Origin of the sequence: Vibrio sp. 10N.286.49.B3 (assembly GCF_002873395.1) — a bacterium.
In the GTDB taxonomy this organism is placed as follows: domain Bacteria; phylum Pseudomonadota; class Gammaproteobacteria; order Enterobacterales; family Vibrionaceae; genus Vibrio.
On sequence record NZ_MCUV01000003.1, the window covers coordinates 57,504 to 73,601 of the forward strand.

Sequence of the window (16,098 nt, forward strand, 5' to 3'; positions counted from 1 at the left end):
AACTGTCATGTAACACGTATTACATCAAAACGTGATCTCTGCTACATTATTTAATCTCATTCGAGTAAATAGATACTTATAATTTATTAGGCATTCATTTTTATAGCGTGAGTATATTTAACATAGATTAAGTGAATATATATTTACCGGCAGAATATCGAAAGGGCTGTAAATAAAAGACCCTCGTTATATGAAGGTCTCTATATAGATCTATTTTTAATATGAAGTACTAAGCGACGTTTCTCACTTCAAAGCGATTCACCAACTGCTCTAATCGAGTTAGTGTATTTTGCATCAACGTTGTACGCCTAGACAGTTGCTGTGAAGATAATGCTAATGCCTCTGAAGATTCTTGAGCTGTATCCACAGTCTTTCCATACTCAGCACTATTCTTAGCGAGATCATTAATAATCGTAAACAACTCATTCACTGATTGGTGCATAGCAGCACTACGCTGAACTGAATTAACCATAACCGCATTACTTTCGACATTTTTAATCCCTTGCTCCATATGGTTAACAGCGGTTTGAGACTGCTGATGTAACTGGTTCATCATAATACCAATATTATTAGCCGCTTCTGAAGTACGGTTTGCTAATGTGCGAACTTCATCGGCAACAACAGAAAAACCTCGTCCGTGCTCACCTGCCCTTGCCGCTTCAATCGCCGCATTTAATGCCAGCAGATTCGTTTGCGCTGTGATATCGGTAATGATGGTCACCACTTCCGTAATCTTGTTCATATCAGTGTTTACTTCATTAACACTTTGCGCAGAAGCTTCAACGATTGATTTGATCTGAAGAGCACTATCTGCAGCTTGTTGAAACTCTTGCTCGGCACTTTCTACCGACTTTTCCATAACCGATTCAACCGTAATCGCCGAATCATTTGCATTGGTTATTTCACTTTGCTGTATTTTAGTTAGCTGCAACATATCATCGATGGAAGATGAGGTGATCGAACTCGCTTGTGATAGTTGCTGAGTTCGCCTAAACATTGACTCACTCACTTGGGTTACCTCATTAGTGGCAAAGATAATTTCTGAAATAACCCCTTCCAAATGATCAATAAAGCTATTTGTCCAACGACCTAAACCGCCGATATCATCAGCTTTAAGTAAATCGGCATCAATTCGCTGGGTTAAATTCCCATCACCTTCCGTTAAGGTTTGCATTATCTGAGTCATACGTTCAATACGTTGCGTTAACGGGCGTACCACTAAGCGATATAAAAGAAAAAGGATGATGGTTAGAACAAAAGCCGTTAACCCAATTTGAGCAATGAGATTAAGCCCTAAGAAGTGAGACATGGATAATGGCAGCAACGAAGCGAATAAACCGCCAATAGTAAACTGCTTAGTTAATGAATAAGATAGGCTTCGATGACGGTAAACTTCCTCTAAATCGGCTTCACACATCATGCCCCATTTATCGGGAGAGCCAGGAAGTTGGAAGGTCACACCTTTACCGATGACAGGGATATGACGGTAATCTGAGTAACCAGGGTAGCTGACAAATATGTTTTCACCATTGCGAATGGTCTCCCTTATTCCTGGGTGCAATTGACCTGTCGCGGGATCATTAAACACCACTTCAAACTCAGTATGTTGACTGACTTTGACCATCCCCCAATCTGTATTGATGCCTTCTTTTAAGTTTTCCCCATGTGAAAAAGTGTTATCTTCAAAACGAGAGCGGGATAAAGCCGTACCGGAACGAATCGATGTATCATGGTTAGAGTCAATCATAAATATATAGTTATCACCCGATTCACTATATATATGACCCGCTTCTCTTTGAATTATATCGCTGATAACATCATTTGGCACACGACCACATAAGCAACCTTGTATCCCTGTTTCATCACTAAATGGCTGATAAAACATGAGGGTTACTGCATCATGAAATTTTGAACTTGAAGCACCTAATTGAAGCGTTCTGCTATCTTTATAAGGTCCATGTAAGTAAGGTTGCTGGCTGCCATGCTCTAACGCTAATCTTGAAACCTGGATATCACCGGGAGGAATTTGATGCGATGAATGAAGCGTATTGCCCTCTAAATCGACAACAAATAACTCACTAAAATCTTGCCCTCGGGTTAACAGCTGCTTTAGTGTTTGAGCCCTTTCTTGGCTATCTTTCGAGGAGAGATATAACGCGGCATCTGCTAGGAATGACCACTGATTCTTTGCCCAAGTTTGTAGTAAGTTCACTCGTGTATTAGCAATATTTTGGAAACTAACTTCTAACTCTTGAGTTCGTGTACGGTTTAAATAACACGCTTTACGCATTGCTATCTTTCCCGTTGTTCCAAACCAAGGAAGCCATCGATATTCATTATGCGTAAGATTCATCGTTACCCTGCAATAGTTAAATTTTCACCCTCTTATGCAAGCAAATATCGCGCCATCAATATTAGCCTATTCCATTGAAAAACAAGCACATTCACCGACATCTAGCACCAATTAAGTGCAATAACTCATTACTTGCACCATTAAAATGCAAAAAATCCCCACTGCAAAACAGTGAGGATTCTACTTTAATAACTCATTATCAGAGCGTTTTTGATATTACTTATTCAGTTTTTCTACGGCTTTCTGAATCGCTGGACCAATTTGGCGCTTACGGGATGTTACGCCATCTAAACGAAGCCATTCAGAGTCAGACTTAAGAGCGAATGCTTGCTCTGCAACAAGAGCATCACTTTCATCAATCCACATTAAGTTTGCTCGTTTATGCTTAGTGTCCGTCACAGAGAAAAATAGGTGATCTAAACCAGTGGCTGTTTTGTGTGCTTTCATTGCCGCAACAAACTCGTCATGACGGTCAAGTAGCTCTTGTGCTGTCAATGTTTCAGCAACACCGATACCAACTTGTTTACCACCATATTCGAAGGTTTTGTAATCCATCGTTAGGATATCTTCAGCTGCGACATTTTTCAGATCTGATTTGGCATTAAGCATCTCTTGACCAAATGCATTGATATCTTTAATGCCCGCTACTTTTGCTAATTTTTCAGCATGCTCACGGTCATAGTCAGTGGTGGTTGCTGACTGAAAAATCACAGTATCAGATAAAATACCAGCCAATGTCGTACATGCAGTAACGGTGTCAAAAGTAACACCTTGCTTTTCTGCAATGTCAGCAAGAATGGTCGCAGCAGAACCCCAAGCTCTAATATCCATCGCTGTCACATGTGATGTTTCTACTGGCTTACCAGCAATCGTATGGTGATCAATAATCGCAACAATGTCTTCTTGATTAACTGTCTCATGTAATTGAGTTTGCTGATTAAAATCAACTAAACCAATTTTCTTATCACTAAAATCATTTAAGACCATAGGTGCTGATGCTTTACAGTAATCAACAACAAATTGACTTTCAGGGTTAATCGGCTCTGGTACCACTGCCGTTCCACCGTAAATAAAAGCAGCGGCTAAAGCTGAAGTCATGCTGTCTGTATCTGGGCTTAAGTGACCCGTCCATACAAGATCATCAACAACATTATTAGCAGGGCGCTGTAAGTCAAAAGCAAAAGCAGTCGATGAAGCAGATAAAATTAATAGAGAAAGCAGTGTCTTTTTCACGATATACCTAAAATAGTCAGTGGCTTGAATTGCCGTTACTATAAGAATATCGCATGTCATTTTTATTACGGCACCGTTGCACAATGATGACAAGTATATAATTCTGTCTAACGTAGCCTTTTCATAACTCTTTCACCATCCAAACATCACAGCCATTATGAATGGTGCCTGCCAATGGAGCCTCTAAGTGCGTAAACCCCTGCTTTTCATATAATTTAATTGCTGATGTCATCGTAGCTAAAGTATCTAAATAGCATTGTTGATAATTTTGAGCTTTAGCAAATACCAGACTCTGCTCTAATAATTGCTGCCCAATACCTAAACCGCGAGCTTTAGGTAATAAAAACAGTTTACGCAACTCACAAACCGATAAATCATCACTAAAAGGCGCAATACCACCACCGCCAACCACTTCTCCTTCTAAGATCGCAACAAAATAAGCACTACCCTGTTCAGCATGATAATGGTTGCTCATATGACTCACCTCACTATCCGATGGACCAAAACCCTCACCGATAGCTTTAAACTCAGTTCCAACTGTTTTTATAATATCAGCGATAACAGAGTCATTTTCCATTTTAATTTTACTGATTTTTATACTCAATATTCACCTTCCCCTTTTCGTTTTCTTGTATGAGATTAATTTGTACATCTGTCTAATTGGAATATAATCTAACCCATTCCAATGTAAGCAATCCATCCTAATTATCCTGAGGTATTTATGCAACATTCTCTTAAATTGATAGCAACTGTATTAATCAGCACGATTGTTATCTTCAGTTCTGCTGCTTTTGCTAAACAAGACAGTTACACTGAAGCCAAATCTAACTTTCAAAAAGCACCTGAAACACTTCATTTTTTTGACCAAGCTTATGGCTATGCCATTTTCCCAACAATTGGTAAAGGCGGTATTGGTATTGGTGCTGCTCATGGCAAAGGGAAAGTATACAAAAATGGGCAGTATGTGGGCGATTCAAAAGTGAGCCAACTATCGATTGGTTTACAATTTGGTGGTCAAATCTATAGTGAAGTAATTTTCTTCAAAGATGCTGCAGCATATAATGAATTCACTAGCGGTAATTTTGAATTTAGTGCACAAGCTTCTGCTGTCGCAATCAATGTGGGCGCTACTGCACAGGTGGGAACAACTGGTAATTCTGCAACAGCAGGACAAGATGGTGGCGCTAATCATGCAGCTAAAACAAATTATGTCAATGGTATGGCGATCTTTACAGCAGCGAAAGGAGGACTCATGTATGAAGCTGCCCTTGCTGGTCAATCCTTCTCTTTTAAAGCAAAATAAAACTTAATCCCAGAAAAGCAAAGTGACTTAATGTATATCAAATGGTCACTTTGCTTTTTACTGTGAGTAAGATTATATCAATCGTAGTAAGTCGCTTATTAAAACGCTACTTCTGATCTCTGAATTTGCTTGGTATTATTAATTTAAATGATTGGCAGCATATTCAGTTAAAGCCGACGATAAACCTTCTAGCTCAGTACTAACATTTAAGCTGGTTGGAAAGTAGAAAGAAATACCTATTTTTAAAGTATTTGCCACTTCTTTTATTTTTAACTGAACTAACTGATTACTATCCACTAACGGCTGAGCTAAGCTACTACTCATGATTGCCCAACCATCATGCTGTATTAAGGTCAATAATACATCATTATTACTAACAAGCCTTTGATCGGCTGAAAGAGAAAATAACTCCGGCATAGAGTAGTAATGGTTTTCACTAATATACTGCTTGGTTATTTTTAAATCACCTAAGGTTACATCCTCAAGATCTAATAGCGGGTGGTTAGGGTGGCAATAAGCTGAGTGTTCATCAGTACCAAGGTTAATAAAGTTAAAAATGCCTTCCGCTGAATGGGTTTGCTTATTTTGCATAATCGCTAAAGCATTTTTATTATTGGTTAATGCATCAATCACTTCATCTCTATTACGATGTAACCAATTTAATTTGATATGCGCAAAATGCTTTTCCATATATCGCTCTGCATATAAAATCAAAGCATTAGGTACTAAAATATCATGGTAGATATCAAAATGTGTCAACTGTGTTTGATAGCGATCGATCAAACGGGTATTTAACTGTTCTGTGCCTTGTACTAGTAATTTTGCTTGGCGGTAAATTGCAAGTCCACTTTCAGTAGCAACCGCTTTTTTACCCTTAATTTCAAAAAGTTGAATAGCATAACTATCCTCAAGCGCTTTAACTTGCTCACGAATAGTTGTGCGATCTTTATTTAAAGCCTTCGCAGCCTGACTGTAGCTTCCCTCTTCAAGTGTTGCACAAAATGATGCTAAGTGCTCATATGAGAACATATCCCTCTCCAAATGATGGCTTTAACCCATCAATATGAATAATTTAGAACGATTATAACTGGTAAGTATTCTTTTGTCGATCACTAGAAGACGCAAGAAAAATAGAATGAACGTTCAATACGATCTTTTCATTAAGACGAATAGTAAGCTAATCAAGTGCTAACCACTTTTCAGCCTCTTCTCTTTCTAAACGAGAAAATGCTTTAATTTCAAGGTTAGGGATTAATTTGCCTTCCAGTTCACTCATCACCTTTACCCAAGCTTGATCAGACAAAACAGCCGCTTTTTTATATTGCTTAATGATCGTAAACAGCTCTGGCATTCTTTTCAGTTCAAGCAAAATAGCATCTAAGGTCGGTAGTTGGTAATCAATGATATCGCAGAGCATTCTCCCTTCTGTTACCCCTTCAGATCCACTCACAAACTGATCCAAAGCGATGAGCATATCTTGTGCGTTGAGCTTGCCATCCATCTCAATATCAAGTCGGTTATCATCTATACGGTTAACGATAAACATAAGTTACCTCTCTTAGATAAATTCGAGCAACACCTATCTCTTACTCAGAAAGAATACCTTTTACATCATAGGCATTCATAAATAATAATTCAGTTGTGATTATTTGCTATTAACTTGAGTGTAATTCATCAAATTTGTGTAAAGTTCACTCTTTTATTTTTCATAAAATGGAAACACCACAACCTAACAGTAAGCCGTATAACATAAAAAAATGGCATATTTACATTTTATTGCATAAAAACGAGACTCAAACCCTATCTATAAACTGTTAATATTTGTAACATGCCGCCATACTTTATTCTATGGGCTCAAAATGAAAAAAATTAACTTTAGGACGATTGACGGTATTTTTATCAAATTGTCCATTAATGATAAAATGTGGATGGTTTTTGCTCTATTTATGATTGCGTTAACCTTCACCGCTAGTTCTCGTTACTTCTCAACCCTTGACCAATTTGAACAGCAGTCAATAACGGCTGTTGAATATAAACTTGCAGGGGTTTTAAGTAGCAGTGATATCAACACCTCTGTCGTACCAAATCTACGCCCGGCTTCATTCGTTGCTGATTCAACCTTTGTTAATGGTATCGCTACTGCCACGGCACAACACTCATCAGGGCAAGCTTACACTTTGTCAGAAAACTTCTCTTCTGCTCAAAAGTCATTTAAGAGTGCAGCCTTTACTACTTTTGCACTGACTTTCCTTTGGGTTATCCCTTTTGCTGTCTTTGCTTATTGGGTTGCTACCTTTATTGGTGGTGCTTTGTGGGATATCTACAGCACCAGCCAAAAGATTGCCGCTGGTGATTTAACGTCTCGTTTAGGGTTTCACGCTGGTAGAGATGAGTTTGGCACTATTGGGGCTGAACTTGATAATGCGATGAATACACTATCAGAGTTAGTTACCACGGTTAAAAATAACGCCGTTACCTTAGAGGATACCTCGGATGCTTTTGAGCGTGATACCCAAGAAAGTAGCGTACAAATAACCAACCAATACGCATCATTGGATTCAGTTGCTACCGCAATGGAAGAGATGACAGCATCAGCAAAAGAAGTTTGTTCTATCGCAAACCAAGCAACGTCACAAGCCGAGCAGGATGCAGCACAAGTGAATGATAGCCGTCAACGTGTTGAACGTGCTATTGAAGAGATTGCCCATCTATCTGAATATATTGGTCAAGCATCAAGCTCTGTTTCTTCTTTAAATGATAATACTTCACAAATTAGTGAAGTAATTACCACCATCAACGGCATTTCAGAACAGACGAATTTACTGGCACTAAATGCTGCGATTGAAGCGGCGCGTGCTGGTGAGCAAGGGCGTGGTTTTGCTGTTGTTGCCGATGAAGTAAGAACCCTAGCAAGCCGTACTCAGGCAGCGACAGTTGAAATTCAAACCATGATTGAACAACTACAGTCTGAAAGCCAAAATATTGCTAAAATTACTGATCAAACCGTTGAACAAGCGAAAAGCAGTCGTGAACTGATCAGCAGCATTGGTAGCGACATCAACTTTATTGCTGATTCTTCTCGTACTATCAATGATATCAGTGTTCAAATTGCCACTTCAGCTCAAGAACAAAGCGCAGTTGCCAATGATATTGCAACTGAGCTATCAGAGATCAGAACTCAATCAAATACCATCAAAAATGTTGTCGAGCAATCTTCTTCAGGTGTTGGTAACTTATCTAATACCACCCGCGCATTAGGTGATGTTTTACAACGCTACCGTACTTAACTTTCATGGGTAGCTAACTTGAATAAATAGACCTCGCTTTAAATTGGTCCATCTTTAAAAGATTAGCCATACAGCAGACACAAATAAGCCAGCATCTACGCTGGCTTATTTTTTATATGAGTAAGTAAGTTTAGGTGTAAATTAATTAACAATTACCTTTTTTTGCTTGCCCTGGAGGACAAAAGCCTCCTGTTGAATGTTTCTTATCTTTACCCTCTTCTTTACTCACTTTCACCTTCACATCATCAACCTTCCCTTCGACACGAGTTAATTGACAACCATTTAAGGCAACCAGTGTTATTGCTAAAACCACTAACTTCTTGATCATCATAGATACCTTAATGCATGTCTCTATTGGTTAAAAACTATAAAAGCCAACCTAACTTTAAAATACGGGTAAATAACGATCCTTGTATCAAAAGTAATTAACTCTCTTCACCTTTCTCAAACCAGCGGTAAACAATACCCGCTAAGATAGCGCCGACGATAGGTGCAACCCAGAATAACCATAACTGCGAGACCGCCCAATCCCCTTGAAACAGTGCAACACCCGTACTTCTGGCAGGGTTTACAGAGGTGTTCGTCACTGGGATACTAATTAAGTGAATCAAGGTCAACCCTAAACCAATCGCTATCGGTGCAAACCCCTGTGGTGCACGCTTATCTGTTGCACCTAATATGATAATTAGGAACATAAAGGTCATCACGATTTCTGTTGTCAGCGCAGCCACAAGCGTATAACCACCTGGCGAGTGCTCACCATAGCCATTAGAAGCAAACCCAGCCCCTGCGTCAAACCCAGCTTGCCCTGATGCGATAAGATATAAAATAGCCGCCCCCACTATACCACCAGCGACTTGCGCCACAATGTATGGAACCAATTCAGATGAGGAAAAGCGCCCTCCAGACCAAAGTCCAATTGAAACCGCTGGATTTAAATGACAACCAGAGATATGACCGATTGCATAAGCCATGGTTAGCACCGTTAAACCAAACGCCAACGATACCCCTAATAACCCTATTCCAACCTCTGGAAACGCTGCAGCTAATACCGCACTACCACACCCACCAAGCACAAGCCAAAATGTGCCAATAAACTCTGCAGCTAACTTTTTCGTTAATTCCATATTTATCCCTTTCGATGCTATCAATAAACCCTTTTTCTAAGCATAGACGGACTCTATAGAAAGTTATGAATTTTCTTATCATAATAAATTAGCAATAAAATTAGAGCCTTCCTACAAGATGAAATACGCTACTGACTATCAAGATCAAATACAGCACTTATCGATGCTGAAAATATGATCGTCTCTTGTAGATACTGCCCAGGACGAGACGCTTTACTTGATAATGAACTGGCTTGAAAACGCTCAATATCACTATTTGCACCATAGCGATATCGGCTTTGATTGGATGTTGAATTAATACTATAAACATCGCCTAATTGCGCACCAAATGCATTCGCGAGTGCTGTTGCTTTGTCTTTAGCATCTTTGACCGCTAATGCCATCGCCTCTTGCTCCAACTCAGTGGGCTTTGATGACTTAAGCTCTATATTGCGGATTTCATTAAGTTTCACCGTTAAAGCAAAATCCATCACATCATTTAATTTATCGAGATTATTCAAGGTTATCTTCAAGTCACGCCTAGCGGTATAGCCCTCTAATTTTTTCTGATTTTTAATCGCATAGGTATAGTAAGGTTGAGTGGAAACATTCGAAGCGGAAACATTTTCTTCATCAATACTAAAAGCACCTACGCCATCTAAAAACTGATTGACCCTATCATCCACCTCTTTTTTAGCTTCAATGCTGGTTGCTTTCATACTGGTTACTTCTAAATAAAGCACCGCGATATCAGGCTTAGCACTCACTTGAGCCGAGCCAGTAATAGAAATGTGTCGATGGTTAGGTAAATTAGAATTCGCCGTTAAAAACGGTGGAAAGAGTAGAAAAACAGCCAATAGTAAACATCTCATTGCAATAGCCTTATTCATTTCATGTATTTTGAGTGTAGCTAAACTTGCTCAACATGTTCATTTGAAAACAAAATATCATCATCTATTTCACCACCCTCGCCTTCCTTCGCTTGAACACGTAGAATAGCTCTCCACAAAAAATCAATAACAAGGGCTAGCTTTGCACACTCTCGCACAACTTCTTAATGGTCAATTAACGGGCACCATTCACCTTAAATTATCTGAACAATTAACGGAACTACCAGCAGAAATATTGCAGCTTGCAGACACCCTTGAAATTCTCGATGTCTCAAATAACCAATTACTTGATTTACCTGCCTTTATCAGTCAGCTTCCACACTTAAAGATTGTTTTTGCCTCTAATAACCTATTCACTCATTTACCGCCTGTACTTGGTCAATGTGATCAGTTAGAAATGATTGGTTTTAAAAGCAATCAAATCAAAACCGTTGCAAAAGAAGCGCTGCCAGCAAAGTTACGTTGGTTAATACTTACCGATAACCAACTGACATCACTACCAGATGAACTTGGTCATCGCCATCGCTTACAGAAACTGGCACTCGCTGGTAACCAATTAACGCACTTACCTGAAACCATGGCTCAGCTTGATAAGCTAGAATTGATCCGTTTATCAGCAAACCAATTAACAGCGTTCCCAGCGCAACTTTTAAGACTACCTAAATTAGCTTGGCTGGCTTTTGCCGGTAATCCGTTTTGCCATCACAGCGATACACAGGGCGCGATCCCATACGTTAAGTCCGATAGCTTTGTGCTGAACCAAGAATTAGGCAGAGGCGCTTCAGGCACGATTTATCATGCACACTGGCATAATAATCAATACAACTTACCTGAAGAGGTGGCAGTGAAAGTGTTCAAAGGTGAAGTGACCAGCGATGGCTACCCACACGATGAATTACAAGCCTGCCTACAAACAGGGCAGCATAAGAACATTGTTAAATCCATTGCACAGGTTGAAGAAGGCAATTACCGCGCTCTTGTCATGGAGTTAATTCCAACTGATTTCTTTAACCTTGGTCTTCCTCCAACGTTTGAAACCTGCACTCGAGACACTTTCCCTGCAGACTTTTCTCTTCAAGTTACTAAAATTGAAAATATTGTTGAGCAGATGTTTAATGTCTTTAATCACTTTCATTCCAATAAAGTTTGCCACGGCGATCTCTATGCGCATAACGTTCTTATCAATAAAGACGCTGAGATGATTTTCGGGGATTTTGGTGCGGCTTCGGTTTATGAATACCTTAATGAATCACAACAGAAAGCGATTCGAACCATTGAAGCAAGAGCCTTTAGTCATTTTATTGATGACTTACTGTCTATTTGTGTCGAAGAAGATAAAGCATCGGCAAGCTACCGCCATTTAGTCAACCTTGCTCGCCTATCTCGTTAAGTATCTGATAAAAATAGAAGGGAGTTGGATTAGCATCATTTACTCCCTTTTTACGCTTTAGCGATTTTTAACACCTTAGTCACTTTCTTTGTATGAAAAGCCTAAAACACCACCTCTTGCTTTATATCCCTCTAATTGCACATCAAAAACATGATCTAAATCAATGTTACTTATAAGTAAAAAATAAATTGAACTTTTTATTCCTTTTGTACCTTGACAAAAAATACCGCATAGAATCTAATACGAATTATTCTCATTACCACTAACATTAAGATTACAGATTATGTCAGGAACTACTTTTTTTAATCGACGACCTCTTGCTGCTGCCATTGCTGTTGTTTGTTCGTCAATCTCATTCAATGCCCTTGCTGAAGACCTATCAACTGATACCGATGAGCAAATGGTTGTTACCGCAACCCGTACAGAAACGTCATTAAAGCAAGCACCTGCTTCTATGTCTGTGATCACTTCAGACGATATTGAAAATAACCCAGGCATTACCCTGGCAGATATCGTTGCAGAAGCGACCAGTGTTGAGTCTGACTTCGATAGTACTCGTGCAGGGCGTCAAGTTATCTCAATTCGTGGTATGGACTCAGACTACACACTGATCATGGTTAATGGTCGTCGTCTAAGTTCAGCAAGTGCCATTATTCGTGGTAATGATTTTGATTTATCCACTATCCCTCCAGACTCTATTGAGCGCGTAGAAATCATTCGTGGTCCAATGTCAGCGCTTTACGGCTCTGATGGCATGGGTGGTACGATCAACATTATTACTAAAGCACCAATTAATGAGTGGCGCTCAACCGTTAGCATGGATAACGCAACTCCTGCTGATGGTGATGGTGGTCAAGAATACTCTGTTGGCTTTACTACCTCTGGTGCATTAGTTGAAGATGAATTATTTGCTCGCCTTTCGGTTAACCAAACCAGCCGTACAGCTTGGATGCCATACTCAGGTGAACATAGTTCTGGCTTTGACCGCTCTGATATCACGGCATTTGAGGCACGCGATACATTAAGTGTACTTGGCTCTTTAAGCTGGCTTGCCACTGATAGCCAAACGCTTGATTTTGACTTTGGCTACAGCAACGATCAACGTGATTCAACAGCTGAAAGTGCTTCAGCGATTACTTTCTCTGACGCAGAAATCATTCGTAACAGCCAAGCAATCACACACAGTGGTTACTGGAGCTGGGGTGATACGCAAATACGTTACTCACGTGAAAACGTAGAAGATAAAAACGCGGCTACAGTTGGTAATTCAACTCGTTCTATCGAAGAATTAACTCAAATTGTCGAAGCTTCAGCTACGATGTATTTAGGTGAAGATCACACCTTAACTTTTGGTGGTGATTACCAACTAGGCCAGTTAACCAATGAACAAGACTTCAAAGATGGCAAAGTCGAGACTTACCAAGCGGCATTGTTCATTCAAGACCAATGGGTTGCAACCGATAAACTCACGGCAACGATCGGTGGTCGTTTAGATAAGCATGAGCAATTTGGTGAAGAGTTTAGTCCGCGTGTTTATTTGGTTCACCAAACGACCAACGATCTCGTGATCAAAGGCGGTATTGGTAAAGCATTTAAAGCGCCATCACTCACGCAAAATAACCCTGGTTATACAGTAACGAGCTGTAAAGGCTACTGTGATTTAAGTGGTAATCCAGATCTGAAACCAGAAACAAGCTGGAACTATGAAATTGCTGCATTGTACTCACAACCGCGTTGGAACCTTGAAGGTGCTTTATTCCGCAATGAAGTCGACAACCTGATTGATCGCGATGAAACCTATTGTGACAATGGTTCTGAGTTTATTGAAGGTAAAGGCTGTCTAGTTGATGGTTCTGAAGACGAGTATGAAATCGCAAGTCGTACTTACACTAATATTGCAGAAGCGGTTGTGCAAGGTGCTGAGCTAGCTGGTCAATTCTATATCAATGACGAGTGGAGCCTATCAGGTAACTACACCTTCTTAGATACGGAAGATAAATCAACAGGTAATCAACTACTTGGTCGTTACAAGCACTCTGGTCTAGTGAAAGTGAACTGGGAACCAACTTACGACTTAACCACGTTCATTACCGCTCGATTCCGCGGTGATCGTGAAGTGGAAACAAATATAGATCAAGACGCTTACACAACGCTTAATGTTGGTGCACTATATCACGTAAACAGTTCAGTTCGCTTGCGTGCTGGTATTACTAACCTAACCAACGAAGCTGTTTCTTCTGAGCTAGAAAGTTTAGGTTATGTTGAAAAGCCACGTACTTACTATGTAGGTATGACTGCTGACTTCTAAGCCAGTAAAACACTAAGTTGACGATAAGCCTATGCCAATGACTTGATTGGTGTAGGCTTTTTTATGTCACTAGCAACAACTTGGTTACGTCCATTCGCTTTAGCAGCATACAGATTTTCATCGGCTTGCTTTATAAGGTTATGAATGCTTTCACCCGGTTCATAGACACAAACACCAATACTTACCGTGACAGGCTCAGCAATCGAAAATTCATGGCTAGCAATCAACAATCTTAGCTTATTAGCACAATATTCCGCTTGTTTGATACTCAATTGTGGGCAAAGAATCAAAAACTCCTCCCCTCCCCAACGTGAAGCCATATCAGTGTATCGTAAGTTAACACTGAGTAGCTCAGCAATATCTTTTAATACAGAGTCACCCGCGAGGTGACCGTAGGTATCATTAACTCGCTTAAACCTATCAATATCAATAAGCAAGATAGAAAAAATCATTCCATCGGTTATAGCCTGCTGATATCGAGCATTTAATTCTAAATCAATTTTATGACGGTTATTTAAACCCGTTAATGAATCTGTGATTGAAAGAGACTCTAGAAGAGAGTTTTCCTGCTCTAAGCGGGAGTTATTTTCTTTAAGGGATACCGAGGTTTTATACACTTCTTGTGAGGTTAAGTGATTTATTTTATCTGATATTTGCTTTATTTCATTGTCGGGGAATGAAAAAGAATTGTCCTGGCACTCTTTTCCTACCGCTGCACTACTGATTTTTTTATGCAACTGTCGAATAGGCAGTGAATAATGTGTATGAAAAAATCGGTTTTGTGCCAAACCAAATAAAATAGCAATAAAAATTACAGCAGTAGCATTCTTAAAAATGTTTTTTAATATTGGCGCTATAATTTCTTGCTTATCAATAACAGTGACAATAACCCAATCTATTTCATCACCATGTCTATAGTAGGCAAGTTTTTCAACCCCATTAGTTGAGTATTCAATCATACCCTCTGATTCGCTATAATCACCACTATGATAAGCTGAAGCAGATAATTCAACCGCATCAAAAAAGTTATGATTTAATTTCAATACGTTGGGGTGAATGATTGCATCACCACGTGGTGTCGTAACAAAAGTATAAGCACTGTTATAAATAGAATCCTTGCTAGTTATCTTATCCAAAATAACATCAATTCGGCTATCAATAGCAATCGCACCAACGGTGGTATTTTGTTCATCGACAATCACTTTTCCTGTCGATAACAACCAAGTTCCATACTTCACATCACGATAGGCTAAACCTGTAAATATTTCCGGCTTCGCATCGATAGCAGCCTTATACCAAGGTCTATTGGTGGGATCGTAATCCTCGGGTGTTTGGTACCCGGATATAACCATGTCTTTATTAATATAACCCGAGTACACATGGGTTATATTTTCATTTATGCGAGTCCATAAACGGTATTCATCCAGCAATTTATTTCTTGCTTCTTCATTACCATAATAAACATCCAGCATATTTTTCGAAGACGATAAGTACTCAACGATATTATTTATCTCTGAAAAGTAACCTTCAATAAAGTAAGTCGTTGCTTGATTTTTTTGTTTGATAAAGCTGTGCGCTTTTTCAATACCAGAACGATAAAGAGTGTATGATTGAAACGTACCAAAGAACAATATTGTCAGTAAAGTAAAGAAAGCGGCTGTTTTTGATAGATCTGTCCATACCGACTTGTTCATATTGCATATCCTTTGCCATCTTAACCAAACCTATTTATTGGTATTTTATTCAATAAATAAGTAGCACACAATGACTATGCATCTAGATTAATAAAAAAAGACCTAAGAAGCTTAGGTCTTTTTATCAATTTCAAAATTAATGTATTTTGTACTGAATCATCTCTTTTACAAAGAGCTTTAGATGGTATAGCGCTTTAGATATAAAAAGCTTCTACCGTACCTTTCAGTTTAATCAAGATTGGTTGTCCACGACGATCCAATGCTTTAGGTGATGGGATCTTTACCCAACCTTCACTAATGCAATACTCTTCAACATCGGTACGCTCTTTACCATTTAGACGAATACCGATATGGTGTTCAAAACACTCTGCCACGTGGTGTGGGCTACGAGGGTTGCCAGAAAGGTGATCAGGTAAAGCTGGTTTAGTATCGCTCATGAGAATGACCTATAAAAATAAAAAGTGCCGTATTGTAGACAATATATCACGAGTGCTCAATAGATATAAAATTTGATCGCTTGGAATACGATTATCA

14 protein-coding genes are annotated in these 16,098 nt (G+C 39.3%); 4 read left to right on the forward strand and 10 right to left on the reverse strand.

The genetic code is table 11. From position 1 onward, the window contains the following. Window positions 1-229 precede the first annotated feature (229 nt). The 3 genes from BCU68_RS03010 to BCU68_RS03020 all read right to left on the reverse strand — a co-directional run bounded on the left by BCU68_RS03010 (window position 230) and on the right by BCU68_RS03020 (window position 4,190). Complete coding sequence (locus tag BCU68_RS03010; protein ID WP_102563327.1) at window positions 230-2,353, reverse strand: methyl-accepting chemotaxis protein; 2,124 nt, start codon at window positions 2,351-2,353, stop codon at window positions 230-232. A 216-nt stretch (window positions 2,354-2,569) separates the two neighbouring features. Next, window positions 2,570-3,586, reverse strand: a complete 1,017-nt coding sequence (locus BCU68_RS03015) for a manganese-dependent inorganic pyrophosphatase (RefSeq protein WP_102563328.1) — start codon at window positions 3,584-3,586, stop codon at window positions 2,570-2,572. Between the two features lie 121 nt (window positions 3,587-3,707). Continuing rightward, complete coding sequence (locus tag BCU68_RS03020) at window positions 3,708-4,190, reverse strand: GNAT family N-acetyltransferase (RefSeq protein ID WP_102563329.1); 483 nt, start codon at window positions 4,188-4,190, stop codon at window positions 3,708-3,710. A gap of 117 nt (window positions 4,191-4,307) precedes the next feature. On the opposite strand from BCU68_RS03020, the gene BCU68_RS03025 reads away from it, so the two are divergent. After that, entirely contained in the window at window positions 4,308-4,889 is a 582-nt protein-coding gene (locus BCU68_RS03025) for a YSC84-related protein (protein WP_102563330.1), read from the forward strand. 138 nt (window positions 4,890-5,027) lie between these two features. Here BCU68_RS03025 and BCU68_RS03030 read toward each other — a convergent pair whose 3' ends face one another. Together BCU68_RS03030 and BCU68_RS03035 are read right to left on the reverse strand one after the other, a co-directional pair. Next, window positions 5,028-5,918 carry a LysR family transcriptional regulator gene (locus BCU68_RS03030; RefSeq protein WP_102563331.1) on the reverse strand — a complete coding sequence of 297 codons (891 nt, stop codon included), beginning with the start codon at window positions 5,916-5,918 and terminating at the stop codon, window positions 5,028-5,030. A gap of 148 nt (window positions 5,919-6,066) precedes the next feature. After that, the gene (locus tag BCU68_RS03035) at window positions 6,067-6,435 is read right to left on the reverse strand and encodes an STAS/SEC14 domain-containing protein (RefSeq protein WP_102563332.1); all 369 of its coding nucleotides are present in this window, start codon (window positions 6,433-6,435) and stop codon (window positions 6,067-6,069) included. A 313-nt stretch (window positions 6,436-6,748) separates the two neighbouring features. On the opposite strand from BCU68_RS03035, the gene BCU68_RS03040 reads away from it, so the two are divergent. Then, a complete protein-coding gene (locus tag BCU68_RS03040) occupies window positions 6,749-8,176 on the forward strand; it encodes a methyl-accepting chemotaxis protein (protein ID WP_102563333.1) in 1,428 nt (475 codons plus the stop codon). A gap of 145 nt (window positions 8,177-8,321) precedes the next feature. On the opposite strand, the gene BCU68_RS03045 is transcribed toward BCU68_RS03040, so the two are convergent. From BCU68_RS03045 to BCU68_RS03055, 3 genes are all read right to left on the reverse strand, one after another. After that, window positions 8,322-8,504, reverse strand: a complete 183-nt coding sequence (locus BCU68_RS03045; protein WP_102563334.1) for a hypothetical protein — start codon at window positions 8,502-8,504, stop codon at window positions 8,322-8,324. A gap of 97 nt (window positions 8,505-8,601) precedes the next feature. Next, window positions 8,602-9,303 (reverse strand): aquaporin Z, encoded by a 702-nt coding sequence (gene aqpZ, locus BCU68_RS03050; protein WP_102563335.1) that lies wholly within the window; start codon window positions 9,301-9,303, stop codon window positions 8,602-8,604. A gap of 128 nt (window positions 9,304-9,431) precedes the next feature. After that, window positions 9,432-10,154 (reverse strand): SIMPL domain-containing protein, encoded by a 723-nt coding sequence (locus BCU68_RS03055; RefSeq protein ID WP_102563336.1) that lies wholly within the window; start codon window positions 10,152-10,154, stop codon window positions 9,432-9,434. A 160-nt stretch (window positions 10,155-10,314) separates the two neighbouring features. On the opposite strand from BCU68_RS03055, the gene BCU68_RS03060 reads away from it, so the two are divergent. Further along, complete coding sequence (locus BCU68_RS03060; RefSeq protein WP_102563337.1) at window positions 10,315-11,562, forward strand: leucine-rich repeat-containing protein kinase family protein; 1,248 nt, start codon at window positions 10,315-10,317, stop codon at window positions 11,560-11,562. 283 nt (window positions 11,563-11,845) lie between these two features. Further along, window positions 11,846-13,870: a TonB-dependent receptor gene (locus tag BCU68_RS03065; RefSeq protein WP_102563338.1), complete on the forward strand. Its 2,025-nt coding sequence runs from the start codon at window positions 11,846-11,848 to the stop codon at window positions 13,868-13,870. Between the two features lie 29 nt (window positions 13,871-13,899). Here the strand turns inward: BCU68_RS03065 and BCU68_RS03070 are convergent, their stop codons facing one another. Together BCU68_RS03070 and BCU68_RS03075 are read right to left on the reverse strand one after the other, a co-directional pair. Further along, complete coding sequence (locus BCU68_RS03070) at window positions 13,900-15,564, reverse strand: diguanylate cyclase (protein ID WP_102563339.1); 1,665 nt, start codon at window positions 15,562-15,564, stop codon at window positions 13,900-13,902. Between the two features lie 194 nt (window positions 15,565-15,758). Then, a complete protein-coding gene (locus BCU68_RS03075; RefSeq protein WP_102563340.1) occupies window positions 15,759-16,001 on the reverse strand; it encodes a DUF3297 family protein in 243 nt (80 codons plus the stop codon). Between the last annotated feature and the right edge of the window lie 97 nt (window positions 16,002-16,098).